Source organism: Corynebacterium sp. UMB10321, from assembly GCF_030228725.1.
Taxonomy (GTDB): Bacteria; Actinomycetota; Actinomycetes; order Mycobacteriales; family Mycobacteriaceae; genus Corynebacterium; species Corynebacterium pseudogenitalium.
Genome location: NZ_JASOZC010000006.1, coordinates 37,043 through 51,191, shown reverse-complemented (window position 1 = coordinate 51,191; position 14,149 = coordinate 37,043). Strand labels below are relative to the sequence as shown.

16 protein-coding genes are annotated in these 14,149 nt (G+C 60.1%); 8 read left to right on the top strand and 8 right to left on the bottom strand.

Features of this window, described 5'->3' with window-relative positions; translation table 11 throughout:
* Positions 1–17: 17 nt before the first annotated feature.
* The 4 genes from QP752_RS07145 to QP752_RS07130 form a co-directional block, all read right to left on the bottom strand.
* Positions 18–1,601 (bottom strand): HAMP domain-containing sensor histidine kinase, encoded by a 1,584-nt coding sequence (locus QP752_RS07145; RefSeq protein ID WP_071573787.1) that lies wholly within the window; start codon positions 1,599–1,601, stop codon positions 18–20.
* Positions 1,598–2,296: a response regulator transcription factor gene (locus QP752_RS07140; RefSeq protein WP_070362825.1), complete on the bottom strand. Its 699-nt coding sequence runs from the start codon at positions 2,294–2,296 to the stop codon at positions 1,598–1,600. Before QP752_RS07140 ends, QP752_RS07145 begins: the two co-directional genes overlap by 4 nt.
* Positions 2,297–2,398: 102 nt before the next feature.
* Positions 2,399–2,572 carry a 50S ribosomal protein L32 gene (gene rpmF, locus QP752_RS07135; RefSeq protein ID WP_070362826.1) on the bottom strand — a complete coding sequence of 58 codons (174 nt, stop codon included), beginning with the start codon at positions 2,570–2,572 and terminating at the stop codon, positions 2,399–2,401.
* Positions 2,573–2,591: 19 nt separating this feature from the next.
* Positions 2,592–2,864 carry a type B 50S ribosomal protein L31 gene (locus QP752_RS07130; RefSeq protein WP_038589209.1) on the bottom strand — a complete coding sequence of 91 codons (273 nt, stop codon included), beginning with the start codon at positions 2,862–2,864 and terminating at the stop codon, positions 2,592–2,594.
* Between the two features lie 374 nt (positions 2,865–3,238).
* Here QP752_RS07130 and rpmB point away from each other — a divergent pair, with 374 nt between their 5' ends.
* Genes rpmB through rpsR form a run of 4 tightly spaced genes read left to right on the top strand, consistent with a single transcriptional unit; the run spans position 3,239 to position 4,212 of the window.
* Positions 3,239–3,475 (top strand): 50S ribosomal protein L28, encoded by a 237-nt coding sequence (gene rpmB, locus QP752_RS07125; RefSeq protein ID WP_070362827.1) that lies wholly within the window; start codon positions 3,239–3,241, stop codon positions 3,473–3,475.
* Positions 3,475–3,639: a 50S ribosomal protein L33 gene (gene rpmG, locus QP752_RS07120; RefSeq protein WP_070362828.1), complete on the top strand. Its 165-nt coding sequence runs from the start codon at positions 3,475–3,477 to the stop codon at positions 3,637–3,639. Before rpmB ends, rpmG begins: the two co-directional genes overlap by 1 nt.
* A 3-nt stretch (positions 3,640–3,642) precedes the next feature.
* Positions 3,643–3,948 (top strand): 30S ribosomal protein S14, encoded by a 306-nt coding sequence (rpsN, locus tag QP752_RS07115; RefSeq protein ID WP_070362829.1) that lies wholly within the window; start codon positions 3,643–3,645, stop codon positions 3,946–3,948.
* Between the two features lie 12 nt (positions 3,949–3,960).
* Positions 3,961–4,212: a 30S ribosomal protein S18 gene (gene rpsR / locus QP752_RS07110; RefSeq protein WP_070362830.1), complete on the top strand. Its 252-nt coding sequence runs from the start codon at positions 3,961–3,963 to the stop codon at positions 4,210–4,212.
* A gap of 160 nt (positions 4,213–4,372) precedes the next feature.
* Here the strand turns inward: rpsR and purH are convergent, their stop codons facing one another.
* From purH to QP752_RS07095, 3 genes are read right to left on the bottom strand one after another with little or no spacing between them, the layout of a single operon-like run.
* Positions 4,373–5,899, bottom strand: coding sequence for a bifunctional phosphoribosylaminoimidazolecarboxamide formyltransferase/IMP cyclohydrolase (purH, locus tag QP752_RS07105; protein ID WP_284805086.1), 1,527 nt, complete (start codon positions 5,897–5,899; stop codon positions 4,373–4,375).
* Positions 5,896–6,489, bottom strand: coding sequence for a phosphoribosylglycinamide formyltransferase (gene purN / locus QP752_RS07100; protein ID WP_284805085.1), 594 nt, complete (start codon positions 6,487–6,489; stop codon positions 5,896–5,898). The genes purH and purN overlap by 4 nt, the downstream gene beginning before the upstream one ends.
* Positions 6,490–6,504: 15 nt before the next feature.
* Positions 6,505–7,770 carry a DUF6350 family protein gene (locus QP752_RS07095; protein WP_284805084.1) on the bottom strand — a complete coding sequence of 422 codons (1,266 nt, stop codon included), beginning with the start codon at positions 7,768–7,770 and terminating at the stop codon, positions 6,505–6,507.
* A gap of 232 nt (positions 7,771–8,002) precedes the next feature.
* On the opposite strand from QP752_RS07095, the gene QP752_RS07090 reads away from it, so the two are divergent.
* Both QP752_RS07090 and QP752_RS07085 read left to right on the top strand, forming a co-directional pair.
* Positions 8,003–8,719: a M23 family metallopeptidase gene (locus QP752_RS07090; RefSeq protein ID WP_256041772.1), complete on the top strand. Its 717-nt coding sequence runs from the start codon at positions 8,003–8,005 to the stop codon at positions 8,717–8,719.
* A 308-nt stretch (positions 8,720–9,027) separates the two neighbouring features.
* The gene (locus QP752_RS07085) at positions 9,028–9,717 is read left to right on the top strand and encodes a M23 family metallopeptidase (RefSeq protein ID WP_070976111.1); all 690 of its coding nucleotides are present in this window, start codon (positions 9,028–9,030) and stop codon (positions 9,715–9,717) included.
* Here QP752_RS07085 and pcrA read toward each other — a convergent pair whose 3' ends face one another.
* A complete protein-coding gene (gene pcrA / locus QP752_RS07080; RefSeq protein WP_284805081.1) occupies positions 9,718–12,048 on the bottom strand; it encodes a DNA helicase PcrA in 2,331 nt (776 codons plus the stop codon). It abuts the gene before it with no gap.
* A gap of 61 nt (positions 12,049–12,109) precedes the next feature.
* On the opposite strand from pcrA, the gene QP752_RS07075 reads away from it, so the two are divergent.
* On the top strand, positions 12,110–12,403 hold the full coding sequence (locus QP752_RS07075) for a chorismate mutase (RefSeq protein ID WP_070362837.1): 294 nt from the start codon (positions 12,110–12,112) through the stop codon (positions 12,401–12,403).
* A gap of 72 nt (positions 12,404–12,475) precedes the next feature.
* Positions 12,476–14,116 carry a glucose-6-phosphate isomerase gene (gene pgi / locus QP752_RS07070; protein ID WP_284805079.1) on the top strand — a complete coding sequence of 547 codons (1,641 nt, stop codon included), beginning with the start codon at positions 12,476–12,478 and terminating at the stop codon, positions 14,114–14,116.
* Positions 14,117–14,149 lie beyond the last annotated feature (33 nt).

Here is a 14,149-nt window from a genome sequence, read left to right as displayed (position 1 = left end):
CCTGAATGTTCACTGTGTTAGCTGAGCTGGGATTTGTTCGGCAATCGCGGAATTTCGATGCCTTCTTCTTCCAGATAAAAATCCTCATCAGCATCCGGAGCCTTCCCCGGGAAGACCACACGGAAGCGCGCCCCGTGGTCATCCGACTCCTCCACGAAGATCCGGGCACCATGCCGGTCCATCACCTGCTTGACGATTGCAAGCCCCAAGCCCGAACCAGGCATCGAACGCGACTCCGCCGAACGGTAGAAGCGTTCAAAAACCCGCTCACGCTCCTCCGGAGCAATGCCCGGGCCGGAATCGTCGACAACCAACACTGCGTACTTCTTCGCTGCCTTCAACGAAATCCTTACCGTTCCGCCTTCTGGCGACCACTTGGCCGCGTTGTCGATCAGGTTTAGCGGAGCGCGGCCCATCGCGAACCGATCACCCATAATCAGCCACGGGTCAGCGTTGAACTGGAACGTAACGTCAGGCCGACGACGCTCAACACGCCGCACAGCCTCCTCCAGGATCACATCCAGGCGGATCTCCTCAAACTCAACGTTCGAGGAATCCTCCCGCGCGAGATCCACCAGGTCTCCGATCAGCGTCGACATTTCTGTCATCTGCGCCAGCACATCCCGCTCAAGATCGGCGCGGTCCTCCGCACTAATCTGATCCTGCCGATCAGCGGAGTACATCATCATGAGCAGCTCAATATTGGTACGCATGGAGGTCAGCGGCGTTTTCAGCTCGTGGCCGGCGTCGGCAACAAGCTGTGCCTGCCTGGTGCGCGAATCCTGCAGCGAAGCCATCATGTCATTAAACGCGTTCGTAATACGCGCCATCTCATCATGGCCCTGCACCGGAAGCGGCTTCAGCTCCTTCGTCCTGGTCACTTCCTTCAGCGCAAGGTGCAATTTACGCAGCGGGCGCATACCGGAACTCGAAACCAGGAACGCCACCAGCGTCGACACTATCCAGCCCAAGCTGAGCAGCACCAACAGCGCCGCGGCAATACTGCGCTGCAGCTGACGCGTCGGGTCGACCGCCTTCGACAGGGCCACGACTGTTCCATCATCCAGCCTTGTAACCAGCACACGGTTACCGTGCAGGGTGCGTGCGGAGACGTCCGCTCCGTAGTTCATTCGAGCAAAGTCCCCACCCACGGGAATTTCATCTCCCACGAACCGGTTCGACTCCGCGCGTGAAGCCGTGGCGAGGATGTGAGGGTTGCGGCGTCGAAAAGTCTCGACCTCAGCCGCCAGCTCCTCATCGCTGGACATTTCCTGCGAGTCGTACGCGAGCATCGCGCCCTGCGTGCGCAGATCGTTGTCCATCATGCCGATAATCGACGTCGACGACGCCCAGTAGCTCACCGATGCCGTGACCAAAATCGTAAGGGCCACGAGCACGCCTGTCAGCACCGCAAGCTGCTGGCGAAGCGTCATCTCCGACCCGAGGTACGCACCACGAATATAGGTATCGAACAGGATCGTCGGCAGGTTCGGACGCGGGGGTTCCTGATCCTGCTCGGCTGCCGACACTTGGCGATCCACCCCCTCAAGGGACATGCCCGTAGTGCGCTCAAAGTGATCCGCCGACTGGCGCAAAATCACAGTGCAGTCTCCCGAAGCACGTAGCCAACCCCACGGACCGTATGGATCAGGCGAGGCTCCCCGCCCGCCTCAGTTTTCTTACGGAGGTACCCGATGTAGACCTCCAAGGCGTTGCCGGACGTCGGGAAGTCGTATCCCCACACCTCTTCAAGAATCTGCTGGCGCGACAGCACCTTGCGCGGGTTCTCAATCAAAACGAGAAGGAGCGCGAACTCGGTACGGGTCAAGGAAATAGCGCGGTCGCCGCGGAAGACGTCGCGGGTATCGGTCTCTACAGACAAGTCCTCAAACTCGTACTTTGTTTTCGGAGCAGACTGCGACTGGATGGCGTCTGCCTGAGCGCGGCGCAGCAGCGAGCGTACGCGTGCCAACAGCTCCTCAAGCGCGAAAGGCTTCGGCAGATAGTCATCAGCGCCGGCATCCAAGCCCGCTACACGGTCCGCGACTCCATCTCGCGCTGTCAGCATCAACACAGGACGGTCGTATCCCGAGGAGCGCAATGTGCGGCACACGTCGAGCCCATCGATCTTCGGCATCATCACGTCCAGAATCGTCAGATCGGGCTGTTCGTCACGGATGACATCGAGCGCCTCCTCGCCGTCGGAAGCAAGCAGTACATCATACCCGTTGAAGCGAAGGGAACGCCGCAGGGATTCACGAACGGCTTGCTCATCATCGGCAACAAGAATCTTCATACGCCCATTATTGCCTATCTGAGAGACTTTTAACACCGGACTGTCAGATACATGAAAAAGCCGGGCCCGTTGGGCCCGGCGAACGCTTATAGTAAGGCGCTTTTAGAACTGCTCGACGTCAATCAAGCCAGCCTGTGCAGCCTTGAGCAGGCGACGTGGGATACGTACTTCCTGGCCGTCAACCTTCGCGGTGATCAGCGGCGCATTGTCAGCCTTCCACTGCGAACGACGCATACGGGTGTTCGCGCGGGACTTCTTAAACTTAGGGGTTGCCATTGTTGTTTCTCCTTACGCCCTATTTTGCGGTCTTCTTCTTGCGGCGAGCCATACCGCCGAAGCGCTGGTTGAACTTCTCAACGCGGCCAGCGGTGTCCATGAGACGCTGTGCGCCGGTCCAGAACGGGTGGGACTCAGCGGTCACATCAACGACGATGAGCGGGTACTCGTTGCCGTCTTCCCAGGTATCGGTGCGGTCGGAGGTCTTGGTGGAGCGCGTCAGGAACTTGTGGCCCGTGTTCGCGTCCTGGAAGATTACCGGGTGGTAATCCGGATGGATATCCTTTTTCATATGTGAGTTCGTCTCCCTCAGGATTGATACTTCAGGTCGGTTCCCCACTTGGGGATCGTGCCTGAGTTGGGTGCGAATGATTCATGTCCGCCCAGCTGTTCACTGGACAACTTTGCACATATTACAGGGTGAATCCGGTTTTACATAATCAAGTTCCACCAACGCCACCGACAAACAACCGGTAGGTGTGCGAAATAGAATTATGCATTTCCTTGCTGGACGTGTATTGTTGACTCTCGCTGTTGTCGAAGTACACGTATACGCCTACGTCAACCGATTACTCAGATACTTTGTCGCGGACCCTCACTCCGCATTTCCGTATCTAACTTTTCAGTGATCAGTGCGTGGGCGGCAGAAGAGAAAGAAGTCAACCCATGTCGGCACATTGCCAGGTCACGGGACGGAAGCCACAGTTCGGCAAGACCGTCTCCCACTCGCACCGCCGCCACTCGCGTCGTTGGAACCCCAACGTACAGAAGCGCCGGTTCTACCTGCCCTCCGAGGGCCGTACCATCACCCTGACCGTTTCCACGAAGGGTCTGAAGGTCATCGACCGCGACGGAATTGAGTCCGTCGTAGCTAAGATCCGTGCACGAGGTGAGAAGATCTAATGGCACGCAACGATATTCGCCCGATCATCAAGCTGAAGAGCACTGCGGGCACAGGTTTCACCTATGTAACCCGTAAGAACAAGCGCAACAACCCAGATCGCATCTCTCTGAAGAAGTACGATCCGGTTGTTCGCAAGCACGTCGAATTCCGCGAGGAGCGATAAGTTATGGCTAAAAAGTCCAAGATCGCCAAGAACGAAAAGCGCAAGGAGATCGTCGCTCGCTACGCTGAGCGTCGTAACGAGCTGAAGGCAATCATCCGCAACCCGGAGACCTCTGACGAGGACCGTCTGGACGCTCAGTTTGAGCTGAACCGCCAGCCTCGCGACGCCTCCCCTGTTCGCGTGCGCAACCGCGACTCCCGCGATGGTCGCCCACGTGGTTACCTCCGTAAGTTCGGTATTTCCCGTGTCCGTATGCGCGAGATGGCTCACCGCGGTGAGCTGCCTGGCGTCCGTAAGTCTTCGTGGTAAGGAGGATGACCAATGAAGCGCAATAATAACCATCGCAAGGCGCGCATGGAGCAGTCCCGCCGCCCGAAGAAGAACCCGTTGAAGGCCAAGGGCATCGAGAAGGTCGACTACAAGGACCTCGACACCCTTCGTCTGTTCATCTCTGATCGTCACAAGATCCGTTCCCGCCGTGTTACCGGTCTTTCCCCACAGCAGCAGCGTGAAGTTGCTACTGCGGTGAAGAACGCACGCGAGATGGCTCTTCTGCCGTTCACCAGCCGCTAAAGTTCGGTTGACGATAACAGCGTAGAGTCTTTCGACGAACTCCCGCCCCTGGTCTCCAGGCGCGGGAGTTTTTTCATGCCCTGTTGAAGCTGACACGCGGCACGACAAAAGGCCCCCCACGACCGTGGGGGGCCTTCAGTATGTCTCGGGTTAGGCGATACTAGTGCGCAAAGTGGCGCGTACCGGTCACGTACATTGCGACGCCAGCGTCTTCTGCGGCCTTAATGACTTCCTCGTCGCGGATGGAACCACCAGGCTGCACGACGGCACGCACTCCGGCGTCCGCGAGGATCTGGAATCCATCTGCGAATGGGAAGAACGCGTCGGAGGCGGCGACGGCACCGTTGGTACGGTTGCGGCCCTCGTCGAGCGAGTTAGCGCGGTCGACGGCCAGCTTCGCGGAATCGACGCGGTTGACCTGCCCCATGCCGATGCCGACGGTAGCGCCGTCGTGCGCAACGAGGATTGCGTTCGACTTCACGCAGCGTACTGCACGCCACGCGAACACGAGGTCCGACATGGTTGCGTCGTCGACGGCTTCGCCTGCCACTAGCTTCCAGTTTTCTGGGTTATCGCCCTCGGCCTGGAACGCGTCGCGCTCCTGGAGAAGGAAGCCGCCGGAAATCTGCTTGATCTCTTCGGTGTCTTGGCCTGGCTCCACTTCGAGGATGCGAAGGTTCTTCTTGGTCTGCAGCAGCTCGAGCGCATCCGGCGCGTAGGAAGGCGCGATGATGACCTCGGTAAAGATTGGCTTGACCTGCTCGGCAAGCTCGAGCGTGACCTCGCGGTTCGTCGCAATGACGCCGCCGTACGCAGATACAGGATCGCAGGCGTGCGCCTTTCGGTGCGCGTCAGCGATGGACACCTCAGATACTGCGACGCCGCACGGATTGGCGTGCTTGATGATTGCGACGCACGGTTCTTCGTGGTCCCAGGCTGCGCGCCACGCGGCGTCGGCATCCTGGTAGTTGTTGTAGCTCATTTCCTTGCCGCCGTACTGAGTGGCGTCGGCAAGGCCCCAGCCCTCGTTGATGACGCTTGCCGCCTGGTGCGGGTTCTCACCGTAGCGCAGCGCACCGTCCTCGTCGTCGCCGAGCTGCTCCGCAAACCAGTCTGCAACGGCGGCGTCGTACTCTGCGGTGTGCGCGAACGCTGCAGCCGCCAGTCCGCGACGCTGCTCGAGGGTGAATCCACCCTGCTCGACTACTTCTTGCGCCAGCTGGTACTGGTCCGGGGAGGTCAGGATCGCCACGGATGGATGGTTCTTCGCTGCTGCGCGGACCATGGAAGGACCGCCGATGTCGATCTGCTCGACGCATTCATCGAACTCCGCGCCGGACGCAACCGTTTCCTCGAATGGGTACAGGTTGACCACAACGAGCTCGAACGGTGCAACTCCGAGTTCCTCGAGCTGTTGCTTGTGGCTATCCTTGCGGAGGTCTGCCAGGATGCCTGCGTGCACGTGTGGATGCAGCGTCTTCACGCGGCCTTCAAGTACCTCTGGAAATCCGGTGACTTCCGATACTTCGGTGACGGGCACACCGCTTGCGGCGATCTTTTTAGCAGTCGAACCAGTAGAGACAATTTCCACACCGGCCGAGTGGAGCGCCTTGGCAAGCGGCTCAAGATCGGTCTTGTCGTACACGCTCACGAGCGCTCGACGAATAGGTGTGCGTTCGTTGTTCATTCGAAAGTGACCTTTCCTTCATGTATCGAAGCAGTAGCTAGTAGCTCAGTAACCTGACGGCGCTCTTCTTGCTTAATCCGTTCGTGCAGCGAGGACTCCGTATCCCCTGGCTGCACCAGCACGGGGCGCTGCGCAATGATGCGGCCTGTGTCCATCCCGTCGTCGACAAAGTGGACGGTGCAGCCGGTGACCTTGACGCCGTAAGCGAGGGCGTCGCACACCGCGTGCGCTCCTGGGAAAGCAGGCAAGAGCGAAGGGTGAGTGTTAATTGTTTTACCTTCGTAGACATCCAAGAATGGGCGCCCCAAAATGCGCATAAACCCTGCGGAAACAACAAGGTCCGGGCTGCAACTAGAGACGGTTTCCGCAAGGTGGGCATTCCACGCGTCGCGGTCCTTTTCCATTTCTACGATTGCAGTCGGGATGCCTGCGTTCTTCGCCCTCTCGATTGCCGGACACACTTGGTCCGCAACAACTAGGTCAACACGGTATGCACAAGGGTGGGCGTCCTGGTAGTCCATAATCGCCCGCAAGAGCGTTCCAGTACCAGAAACAAGGACGGCCACAGATAAAGCTTTATCAGCACTCACGGTTCATCAGTGTAGTCATTCTTCTTCCGCGTGTGAGCGGTTCAAGAAAGTTCTCACAAAGCGCACAAGCCACACCAATCCGCCCACGCCGACGGTCCATATAAAGAGGAAAAGCACTGCGGAAGCTAGGTCAGCGCCAACGACGCCGTACGCCCCCGCGTGCCCACGCGCGAGTAGGAGGCAGACGGCGAACATCGCTGCACTCCACGAGCCAATGGCGGCGACTTCTACCATCGTTGACGTCCGCCGCACGAAGAACGCGCACAGGATGGTCACGGGCACGGCGAGGAGGACGGCTGCCCACGGCGCGACTGTCGCAGGGATTGCCGCGAAGAGTGGGAACGGGGGTAAGGGGACGGAGAGGACGTCGAAAAGCGACACTTCCCCTCTGCCGACGTGGAAGGAACCGCCGAGAAGCACTGCGAGCGTGCCCACGACAGCATTCGGAAGGTACAAGATGCTCAGGACGAGCAGCATGATGGCGCTCCCCCACCCGGAGTTGGGGTATGCCGCGTAGGCTTCGCCAATGCTTGGGTAGCGCGCGGCGAGCACGAGGAGCAGCACAAGTCCGCACCCCGCGCATAGAAAGAGGAGAAGCAGGCTCGCAGCGCGGGCCGTATCGACGGCCACCACCGGCACACGGACCGTGGTGGCGAGGGCCTGCCAGAGCACATGTCGAATGCCAAAGAGGAAGCCGATGAGATGGATGCAAGGCGGTAGCACTAGCGCTTGCCATGCGGGTGGTGGCTCTATCGCGAAGACTGCGGAGGCGTCAGACACCATGAACAGCGCCATCGCGCTTGCGAGTAGCGGCAGCACAATCACCAGCCCAGCGATCACCGCGAGATCCAAGATGCTGACCTGCTTCGCAGTTGCGGCACGTACTCGCCACGCCATGAGGGCCACGATCCCAATGGCTGGAAGCAGCGGCACCTGAGACAAGTACACCCCGTCGATCGTGAGGGATACGCCGTGAAGGGCAAACCATGTTTGCCCGATTGCGGCGGGCAGGTACGCAGTCTTCCATCCACCAATCAGGAGCGTCGCGGCGCAGACTGCAACGATGCCAAGGATGACATCGAGCGTCGGGATACCTATATAAGGGAGGTACGTCCGAATACGCGTCTTCCAGGTGCGCTCCTCCGGCGGAACGGTGTCGGCATCAGGCTTTCTTTTCGACGCCCACTTCGCACCGCGCCGTGCATTACTCAGGAAACCGCGACCGCTGCCCCGCGAGGAGCGGTCCACCGGTGATGATTGAGGTCTTGTTTTCTTCGACATTGCGCCTTATATTGCCATTGGTTGACCGTTTTCTGCCGTTCGACACTACCGCATTCCACTCACTGCCTGGCGTTTTAGGCGATGTAACGTAATACGCAAAGAAAACGATTAAGAAATACTCAGGTTATAGCTTGCCTTAGCGCATTCGATTCATTACAGTTACCTCTCGTAGATAACAGGAAGGTTACAAACGTTACAGTTCTGTAACCAACGGGAAGTCTAAAGAGGGTCCATGCTCCACTCAACGAAATCAGCTGGCAAGCACCGCAAGCAGTCCCCTAACAAGGGTCGCGTCGCAATGGTTGCCGTTGCCACTGGCGCCGTCTCCACCGCTGGACTCTCTGGCGCTGCCGCAGCTGCGCTTCAGGGCGATGGCTCCCAGCAAGCTGACAGCTACACCCTCGCCGCAGATACCGACCAGCTCACGGCACTGACCGATGAGGCTGCTCCACAGATCCTCGCTATCGCGGAATACAAGCCGGTTGAGAACCTTGCGGATCAGCTCGTGAAGGCAGTCGCACATTCCGAGGAGGTCGCACGCGCCGATGAAGCCGCTCGCGCACCGCTGGTTGTGAAGCCAGCTGAGGGCGTGTTCACCTCCGGATTTGGCCCTCGCTGGGGTTCCTTCCACTCTGGCGTCGACATCGCCAACGTGAATGGCACGCCAATCCTGGCAGTCATGGACGGCACGGTCATCGACTCCGGCCCGGCACAGGGCTACGGCAACTGGATCCGCATCCGCCACGAGGACGGTTCCGTCTCCGTATATGGCCACATGGATTCCCTCTACGCTTCCGTCGGTCAGGTTGTGCACGCTGGCGAACTGATCGCCGGTATGGGTAGCCAGGGCTTCTCCACCGGCTCACACCTGCACTTCGAGATCCACCCAGATGGCAACACTCCTGTTGACCCGGCGACGTGGCTCGCAGAGCGTGGCATTCAGCTCTAAATCCAAAACTTCAAACCGCTGTGGCTCATATATGAGTCACGGCGGTTTTTTCTTTTTCGACACACCAGCCGGGGGTACCGTCACCTACCCCCGCCATAAACCACATTGGCACCATTGTTCCCATCTGTCACATTCGTCACGGGCGCCCAGCCAGCGAGTTTGCGGTTGTTCTAGAAGCATTCGAACATACTTTTCCCTCCCTACCTGCGGTTACGCATTGCTAAGCCCACGGGAGGTGACTAAGTTTTTTCGCTGTATGTGGCTGCAGCGTGGCCACCCGGATTTTTTAGAAAAGGTTGCTTCTCCGTATGAATCGCACAGTACTTTCGGCACTTGCCGTCGCGACTGCGTCCATGCTCACTCTCACCGCTTCCCCTGCGAACGCTGTAGGTCTCACGCTGAACGGCGCTCCGATTGACCACAATCAGGCCGTGAAGGCTGTTGCGCAAGCAGCAGACACGATTCTGGATAGCGGTGCAACCCTGCGCGTCGGAGACTACTCACTCGTGTACGACCCGCGCGTCATTCAGGAAAACCTCGGTCTCTCCTTCCAGCAGGAAGGTGCGAACGGTGGCGTCCGCTACCAGCGTGGCCGCACCGCCGATGGCCGCACGGTCGTCACCCCGGCAACGGGGACGTTTACGTCCGGGTTCGGCCCACGCTGGGGCACCGTCCACCAAGGCATCGATATTGCGAACAACCTCGGCTCCCCGATCTACGCCGTGATGGATGGCACCGTCATCAACGCCGGCCCGGCCCAGGGCTTCGGCAACTGGGTCGTGATCAAACACGACGGCGGCGAGGTCTCCGTCTACGGCCACATGGCGGTCTACAACGTCAGCGTCGGCCAACGCGTGACGGCCGGCCAGCAGATCGCGCAGATCGGCAACGAAGGCTTCTCCACCGGCCCGCACCTCCACTTCGAGATCCACCCAGATGGCGTGACACCAGTAGACCCTGTGCCGTGGTTCGCGCAGGCAGGTATCCGCATCCAGTAGTTAGAGCTTCTCCATCGGGACGCCGCCGATCAGCATCAGTCGGACCGTCCCGGAGGAACCAAAGTCAATCGTCACGGTTTCTCGCACGCCCGTGCCATCAACGGCCAGTACGGTACCCAGGCCGTACTTTGCATGGTTGACCCGGTCCCCGACCGCTAGTTGCAGGTCCTTGTTCACCTTGGTCCTGCTGCTACCGCCGCGCGACTGCGGCCGTCCAAACCCGTTGCTGCGGCTACGGCCACCCGTGGACCACGGTGAGTGCGAAGAGCCCGAAGAATACGTGGGCTCCTCACGCTTCCAATCGATGAGTTCCTGCGGAATCTCCCCAAGGAATCGGCTCGCCGGGTTTGTCACCGGGCTCCCCCATGAGGACCGCAACATCGCGCGCGTCAGGTAAAGGCGCTTGCGCGCACGGGTGATGCCGACATACGCCAGGCGACGCTCTTCGGCGAGCTCCGCCGGATCTCCCAAGGCGCGCAGGTGCGGGAACTGCCCGTCTTCCCACCCAGTCACAAACACGACGGGGAACTCAAGACCCTTTGCGGTGTGCAGCGTCATCAACGTGACTACGCCCTGATCGTCCTCAGGAAGCTGATCGGCGTCAGCGACGAGCGCCACTTTCTCCAGGAAGGCTTGTAGGGTTCCTGGCAGCGGTTCACCCTCGTCGAAGATCTCCGAAATTTCCTCGTCGCTGAGGTACGCCAGCTGCAGTGCAGACTCCGAGGAATACTCACGCGCGACGGACACCAACTCGTTTAGGTTATCCAAGCGCGTCGCGTCCTGTGGGTCGTTCGACTGCTCCAACTGCGCTTTGTACCCGGTGACGTCCAGAATCGTGGAGACCAGCTCCCCGAGGTCACTGTTGCCAGCCTCTTCTCGCTGGTCCGCTGCCATTTCCTCGCGCAATTCATCCATCATGGTGACAAAACCATTGATGGCGTTCTTCGCGCGCGTACCCAGTGCGTCAATGCCGCCATCGGCCGCCACCCGCAACGCTTGGCCGAAGCTCACCGAGTAGGTCTGCGCGTACAGCGCCACCGTGGACTGCGCCTTATCCCCGATGGCACGCTTTGGCTCGTTAATAATCCTGCGCAGGCTGACCGTATCGTCCGGGTTTTCTAGCGCCTTGAGGTAGGCCACGATATCGCGAACCTCTTTGCGCTCATAGAAGCGCGTGCCGCCTACCACCTTGTACGGGATCCCGGTGCGAATGAAGATGTCTTCCAACGCACGCGATGCATTGTTGGTGCGGTACATGATCGCGATGTCGGAGTAGGGCACTCCACTGTCTGTGAGCCGGTCGATCTCGCCAGCGATAAACCGAGCCTCGTCGTGCTCGTTGTCCGCGACGTAGCCGACGATCTGGTCGCCGGTGCCGTGGTCCGTCCACAGCTTCTTCGGGCGCCGACCGGTGTTCTGGGAAATCACCGCGTTGGCAGCGTCCAAGATGGTTTGCGTCGAGCGGTAGTTCTGCTCCAGCACGATGGTGGTTGCGTCGGGGTAGTCGCGCTCAAACTCCTCGATGTTGCGGATCGTCGCGCCACGGAACGCGTAAATCGACTGGTCGGAGTCGCCAACTACGGCAAGCTCAGAAGCCTCAGGCCCCTTGCCCACCAGGGTGTGGATGAGTTCGTACTGCGCATGGTTCGTGTCCTGGTACTCGTCCACGAGTACGTGGCGGAAGCGGCGTCGATAATAATCCGCAACCTGCGGGTGCTCCTTAAAAATCCGCACGACCTCCCCGATGAGGTCGTCGAAGTCGACAGCGTTCGCGGCGCGCAGGCGGCGCTGATACTCAACAAACACCTTGGCCATAGTGGAATCGAATGGGTTGTGGGTGCGCTGCGCGTCGTCGGCCGCCTGCTGTTCGTCGATGAGCTCGTTCTTGAGGTTCGAGATCGCGTTCGCGAGCACCCGGGGTGAAAACTTCTTCAGGTCGAGATTGTTCTCTTTAGCAATCATCGAGAGCAGCCGGCGGGAATCGTCGGCATCATAGATACTGAAGTTCGTGTTCAGCCCGGGGACGAGTTGGGCCTGCTGGCGAAGGATCCGCACGCAGATCGAGTGAAAGGTTGCCACCCACATCCGCTCGGTCTGCGGCCCGATCAGCGCCGCGACGCGCTCCTTCATCTCCGCGGCGGCCTTGTTGGTAAATGTGATCGCCAGGACCTGCCAGGGTGCGACACCGCGCTCCTGTAACAAGAAAGCGATGCGCCTGGTCAGCACTGCGGTTTTGCCGGACCCAGCGCCCGCGACAATTAGAAGAGGCGAGCCGCTGTGGCGCACGGCGGCTTCCTGTTGGGGGTTGAGTCCTAGCGTCAGATCATTCATGTCACACACCCTAACTCACACCCCGGACACAACCGCTGGAGCAGTGGCATAATGAGCAACCATGAGTGACTTCGAAATCCGCATGCCGTCCGGGACGGACGATCCGCTCTCCGATGCGGAGATCCAGCAGTACCGCAAAGAGATTGACCGCCTCGACCGTGTGATTTTGGACGCGATTAAGCGTCGCACCAAGGTGTCGAAGGCGATCGGCAAGACGCGGATGGGGTCGGGCGGCACGAAGCTTGTGCACACCCGCGAGGTCGCGATCATTAACCAATTCCGCGATGAGCTTGGGGAGGAAGGCCCGGCGCTGGCAAATATCTTGCTGCGCCTGGGACGCGGAAAGCTGGGCTAGCCCCAACAACGCACTCCCCAACTTTCGTAGTACCATATCAAGGCAGACAACCATCCGTTTCAAGGAGGAACTATGTCCGATATCACCGCCACGCCAGCCTGGTCTAACTTGGAAAAGCTCCACGCCTCCAAGGCTGATACGACCCTGCGCGAGCTCTTCGACCGCGACGCAGACCGAGCGAAGAAGCTCACCTTCGACGCAGCAGGGCTGCACGTTGACCTTTCCAAGCAGCTTATCGACGCCGACGTCGTCGATGCGCTCGTCTCCCTCGCAGATACCGCACAGCTTCGCACCAAGATCGACGCGATGTTCGCGGGCGAGCACATCAACGACACCGAGGACCGCGCGGTGCTGCACACGGCACTGCGCCTTCCGGTAGAGGCCAACCTTGAGGTCGACGGCCAAGACGTAGCGGCGGACGTGCATGAGGTGCTGGGCCGGATGCGTGACTTCGCATCGGCGCTGCGTTCCGGCGAATGGCTGGGCCACACCGGACACACCATTAAGAAGATCGTCAACATTGGTATTGGTGGTTCGGACCTGGGCCCTGCGATGGCAACCAAGGCGCTGCGCGCCTACGCAACCGCGGGCATTACCGCAGAGTTCGTCTCCAACGTCGACCCGGCGGACATCGCCGCAGTCCTCGACCGTTGCAACCCTGAAGAGACGCTGTTCGTCATCGCATCGAAGACGTTCACCACCCAGGAGACCCTAACCAACGCACACGTGGCGAAGCGCTGGCTCATCGAGCAGTTCGACGGCGACGCCTCCGCTGTGGCGAAGCACTTCGTCGCAGTGTCTACGAACGCGGAAAAGGTCGCCGAGTTCGGCATCGATACCGCGAACATGTTCCCGTTCTGGAACTGGGTCGGCGGCCGCTACTCCATGGACTCCGCGATTGGCCTGAGCCTGATGGCCGTCATCGGACCGATGGACTTCATGCGCATGCTCGAGGGCTTCCACGCCATGGATGAGCACTTCCGCACCACCGAGTTCTCCCAGAACGTGCCGGTGCTGATGGGCCTGCTCAACGTCTGGTACCGCAACTTCTACAACGCCGAGACGCACGCCGTCCTGCCCTACTCCGAGGACCTTTCCCGCTTCCCTGCCTACCTGCAGCAGCTGACCATGGAGTCCAACGGCAAGTCCGTGCGCCACGACGGCACCGCGGTGACCTACAACACCGGCGAGATTTTCTGGGGCGAGCCAGGCACGAACGGCCAGCACGCATTCTTCCAGCTGCTGCACCAGGGCACCTCGCTCGTGCCGGCGGACTTCATCGGCTTCGCCACCCCGAAGGAAGACTTCCCGACCATGACCGGCGAAGGCTCCATGCACGACCTGCTGATGGGCAACTTCTTCGCACAGACGAAGGTGCTCGCGTTCGGCAAGGACCAGGCCGCCATCGAGGCCGAGGGCGTCGACGCCACGCTGGCCCCGCACAAGGTCATGCCAGGCAACCGTCCGACCACGACCATCCTGGCCGAGGAGCTGACCCCGTTCACGCTCGGCGCACTCATCGCGCTCTACGAGCACATCGTGTTCACCGAGGGTGTGATTTGGGACATCAACTCGTTTGACCAGTGGGGCGTTGAGCTCGGCAAGCAGCAGGCAAACGACCTGGCCAAGGCAGTCGCGGGCGAAGAAACTCCAGCAACCGGCGATGCCTCCACCGACGCACTGATTGGCTGGTACCGCGAAAACCGTCGCTAGCGCTTGGTGCATCACTCCTTAGTAGGGCAAGAT

What these genes read in the sequence shown, in the direction of transcription:
- QP752_RS07090 (WP_256041772.1), top strand. Translation starts at nt 8,003, where the DNA reads ATGCTCCACTCAACGAAATCAGCTGGCAAGCACCGCAAGCAGTCCCCT.
- QP752_RS07075 (WP_070362837.1), top strand. Translation starts at nt 12,110, where the DNA reads ATGAGTGACTTCGAAATCCGCATGCCGTCCGGGACGGACGATCCGCTC.
- QP752_RS07085 (WP_070976111.1), top strand. Translation starts at nt 9,028, where the DNA reads ATGAATCGCACAGTACTTTCGGCACTTGCCGTCGCGACTGCGTCCATG.
- rpsR (WP_070362830.1), top strand. Translation starts at nt 3,961, where the DNA reads ATGAAGCGCAATAATAACCATCGCAAGGCGCGCATGGAGCAGTCCCGC.
- purH (WP_284805086.1), bottom strand. Translation starts at nt 5,899, where the DNA reads ATGAACAACGAACGCACACCTATTCGTCGAGCGCTCGTGAGCGTGTAC.
- rpmG (WP_070362828.1), top strand. Translation starts at nt 3,475, where the DNA reads ATGGCACGCAACGATATTCGCCCGATCATCAAGCTGAAGAGCACTGCG.
- rpmF (WP_070362826.1), bottom strand. Translation starts at nt 2,572, where the DNA reads ATGGCAACCCCTAAGTTTAAGAAGTCCCGCGCGAACACCCGTATGCGT.
- rpmB (WP_070362827.1), top strand. Translation starts at nt 3,239, where the DNA reads ATGTCGGCACATTGCCAGGTCACGGGACGGAAGCCACAGTTCGGCAAG.
- rpsN (WP_070362829.1), top strand. Translation starts at nt 3,643, where the DNA reads ATGGCTAAAAAGTCCAAGATCGCCAAGAACGAAAAGCGCAAGGAGATC.
- pgi (WP_284805079.1), top strand. Translation starts at nt 12,476, where the DNA reads ATGTCCGATATCACCGCCACGCCAGCCTGGTCTAACTTGGAAAAGCTC.
- pcrA (WP_284805081.1), bottom strand. Translation starts at nt 12,048, where the DNA reads ATGAATGATCTGACGCTAGGACTCAACCCCCAACAGGAAGCCGCCGTG.
- QP752_RS07130 (WP_038589209.1), bottom strand. Translation starts at nt 2,864, where the DNA reads ATGAAAAAGGATATCCATCCGGATTACCACCCGGTAATCTTCCAGGAC.
- QP752_RS07095 (WP_284805084.1), bottom strand. Translation starts at nt 7,770, where the DNA reads ATGTCGAAGAAAACAAGACCTCAATCATCACCGGTGGACCGCTCCTCG.
- QP752_RS07140 (WP_070362825.1), bottom strand. Translation starts at nt 2,296, where the DNA reads ATGAAGATTCTTGTTGCCGATGATGAGCAAGCCGTTCGTGAATCCCTG.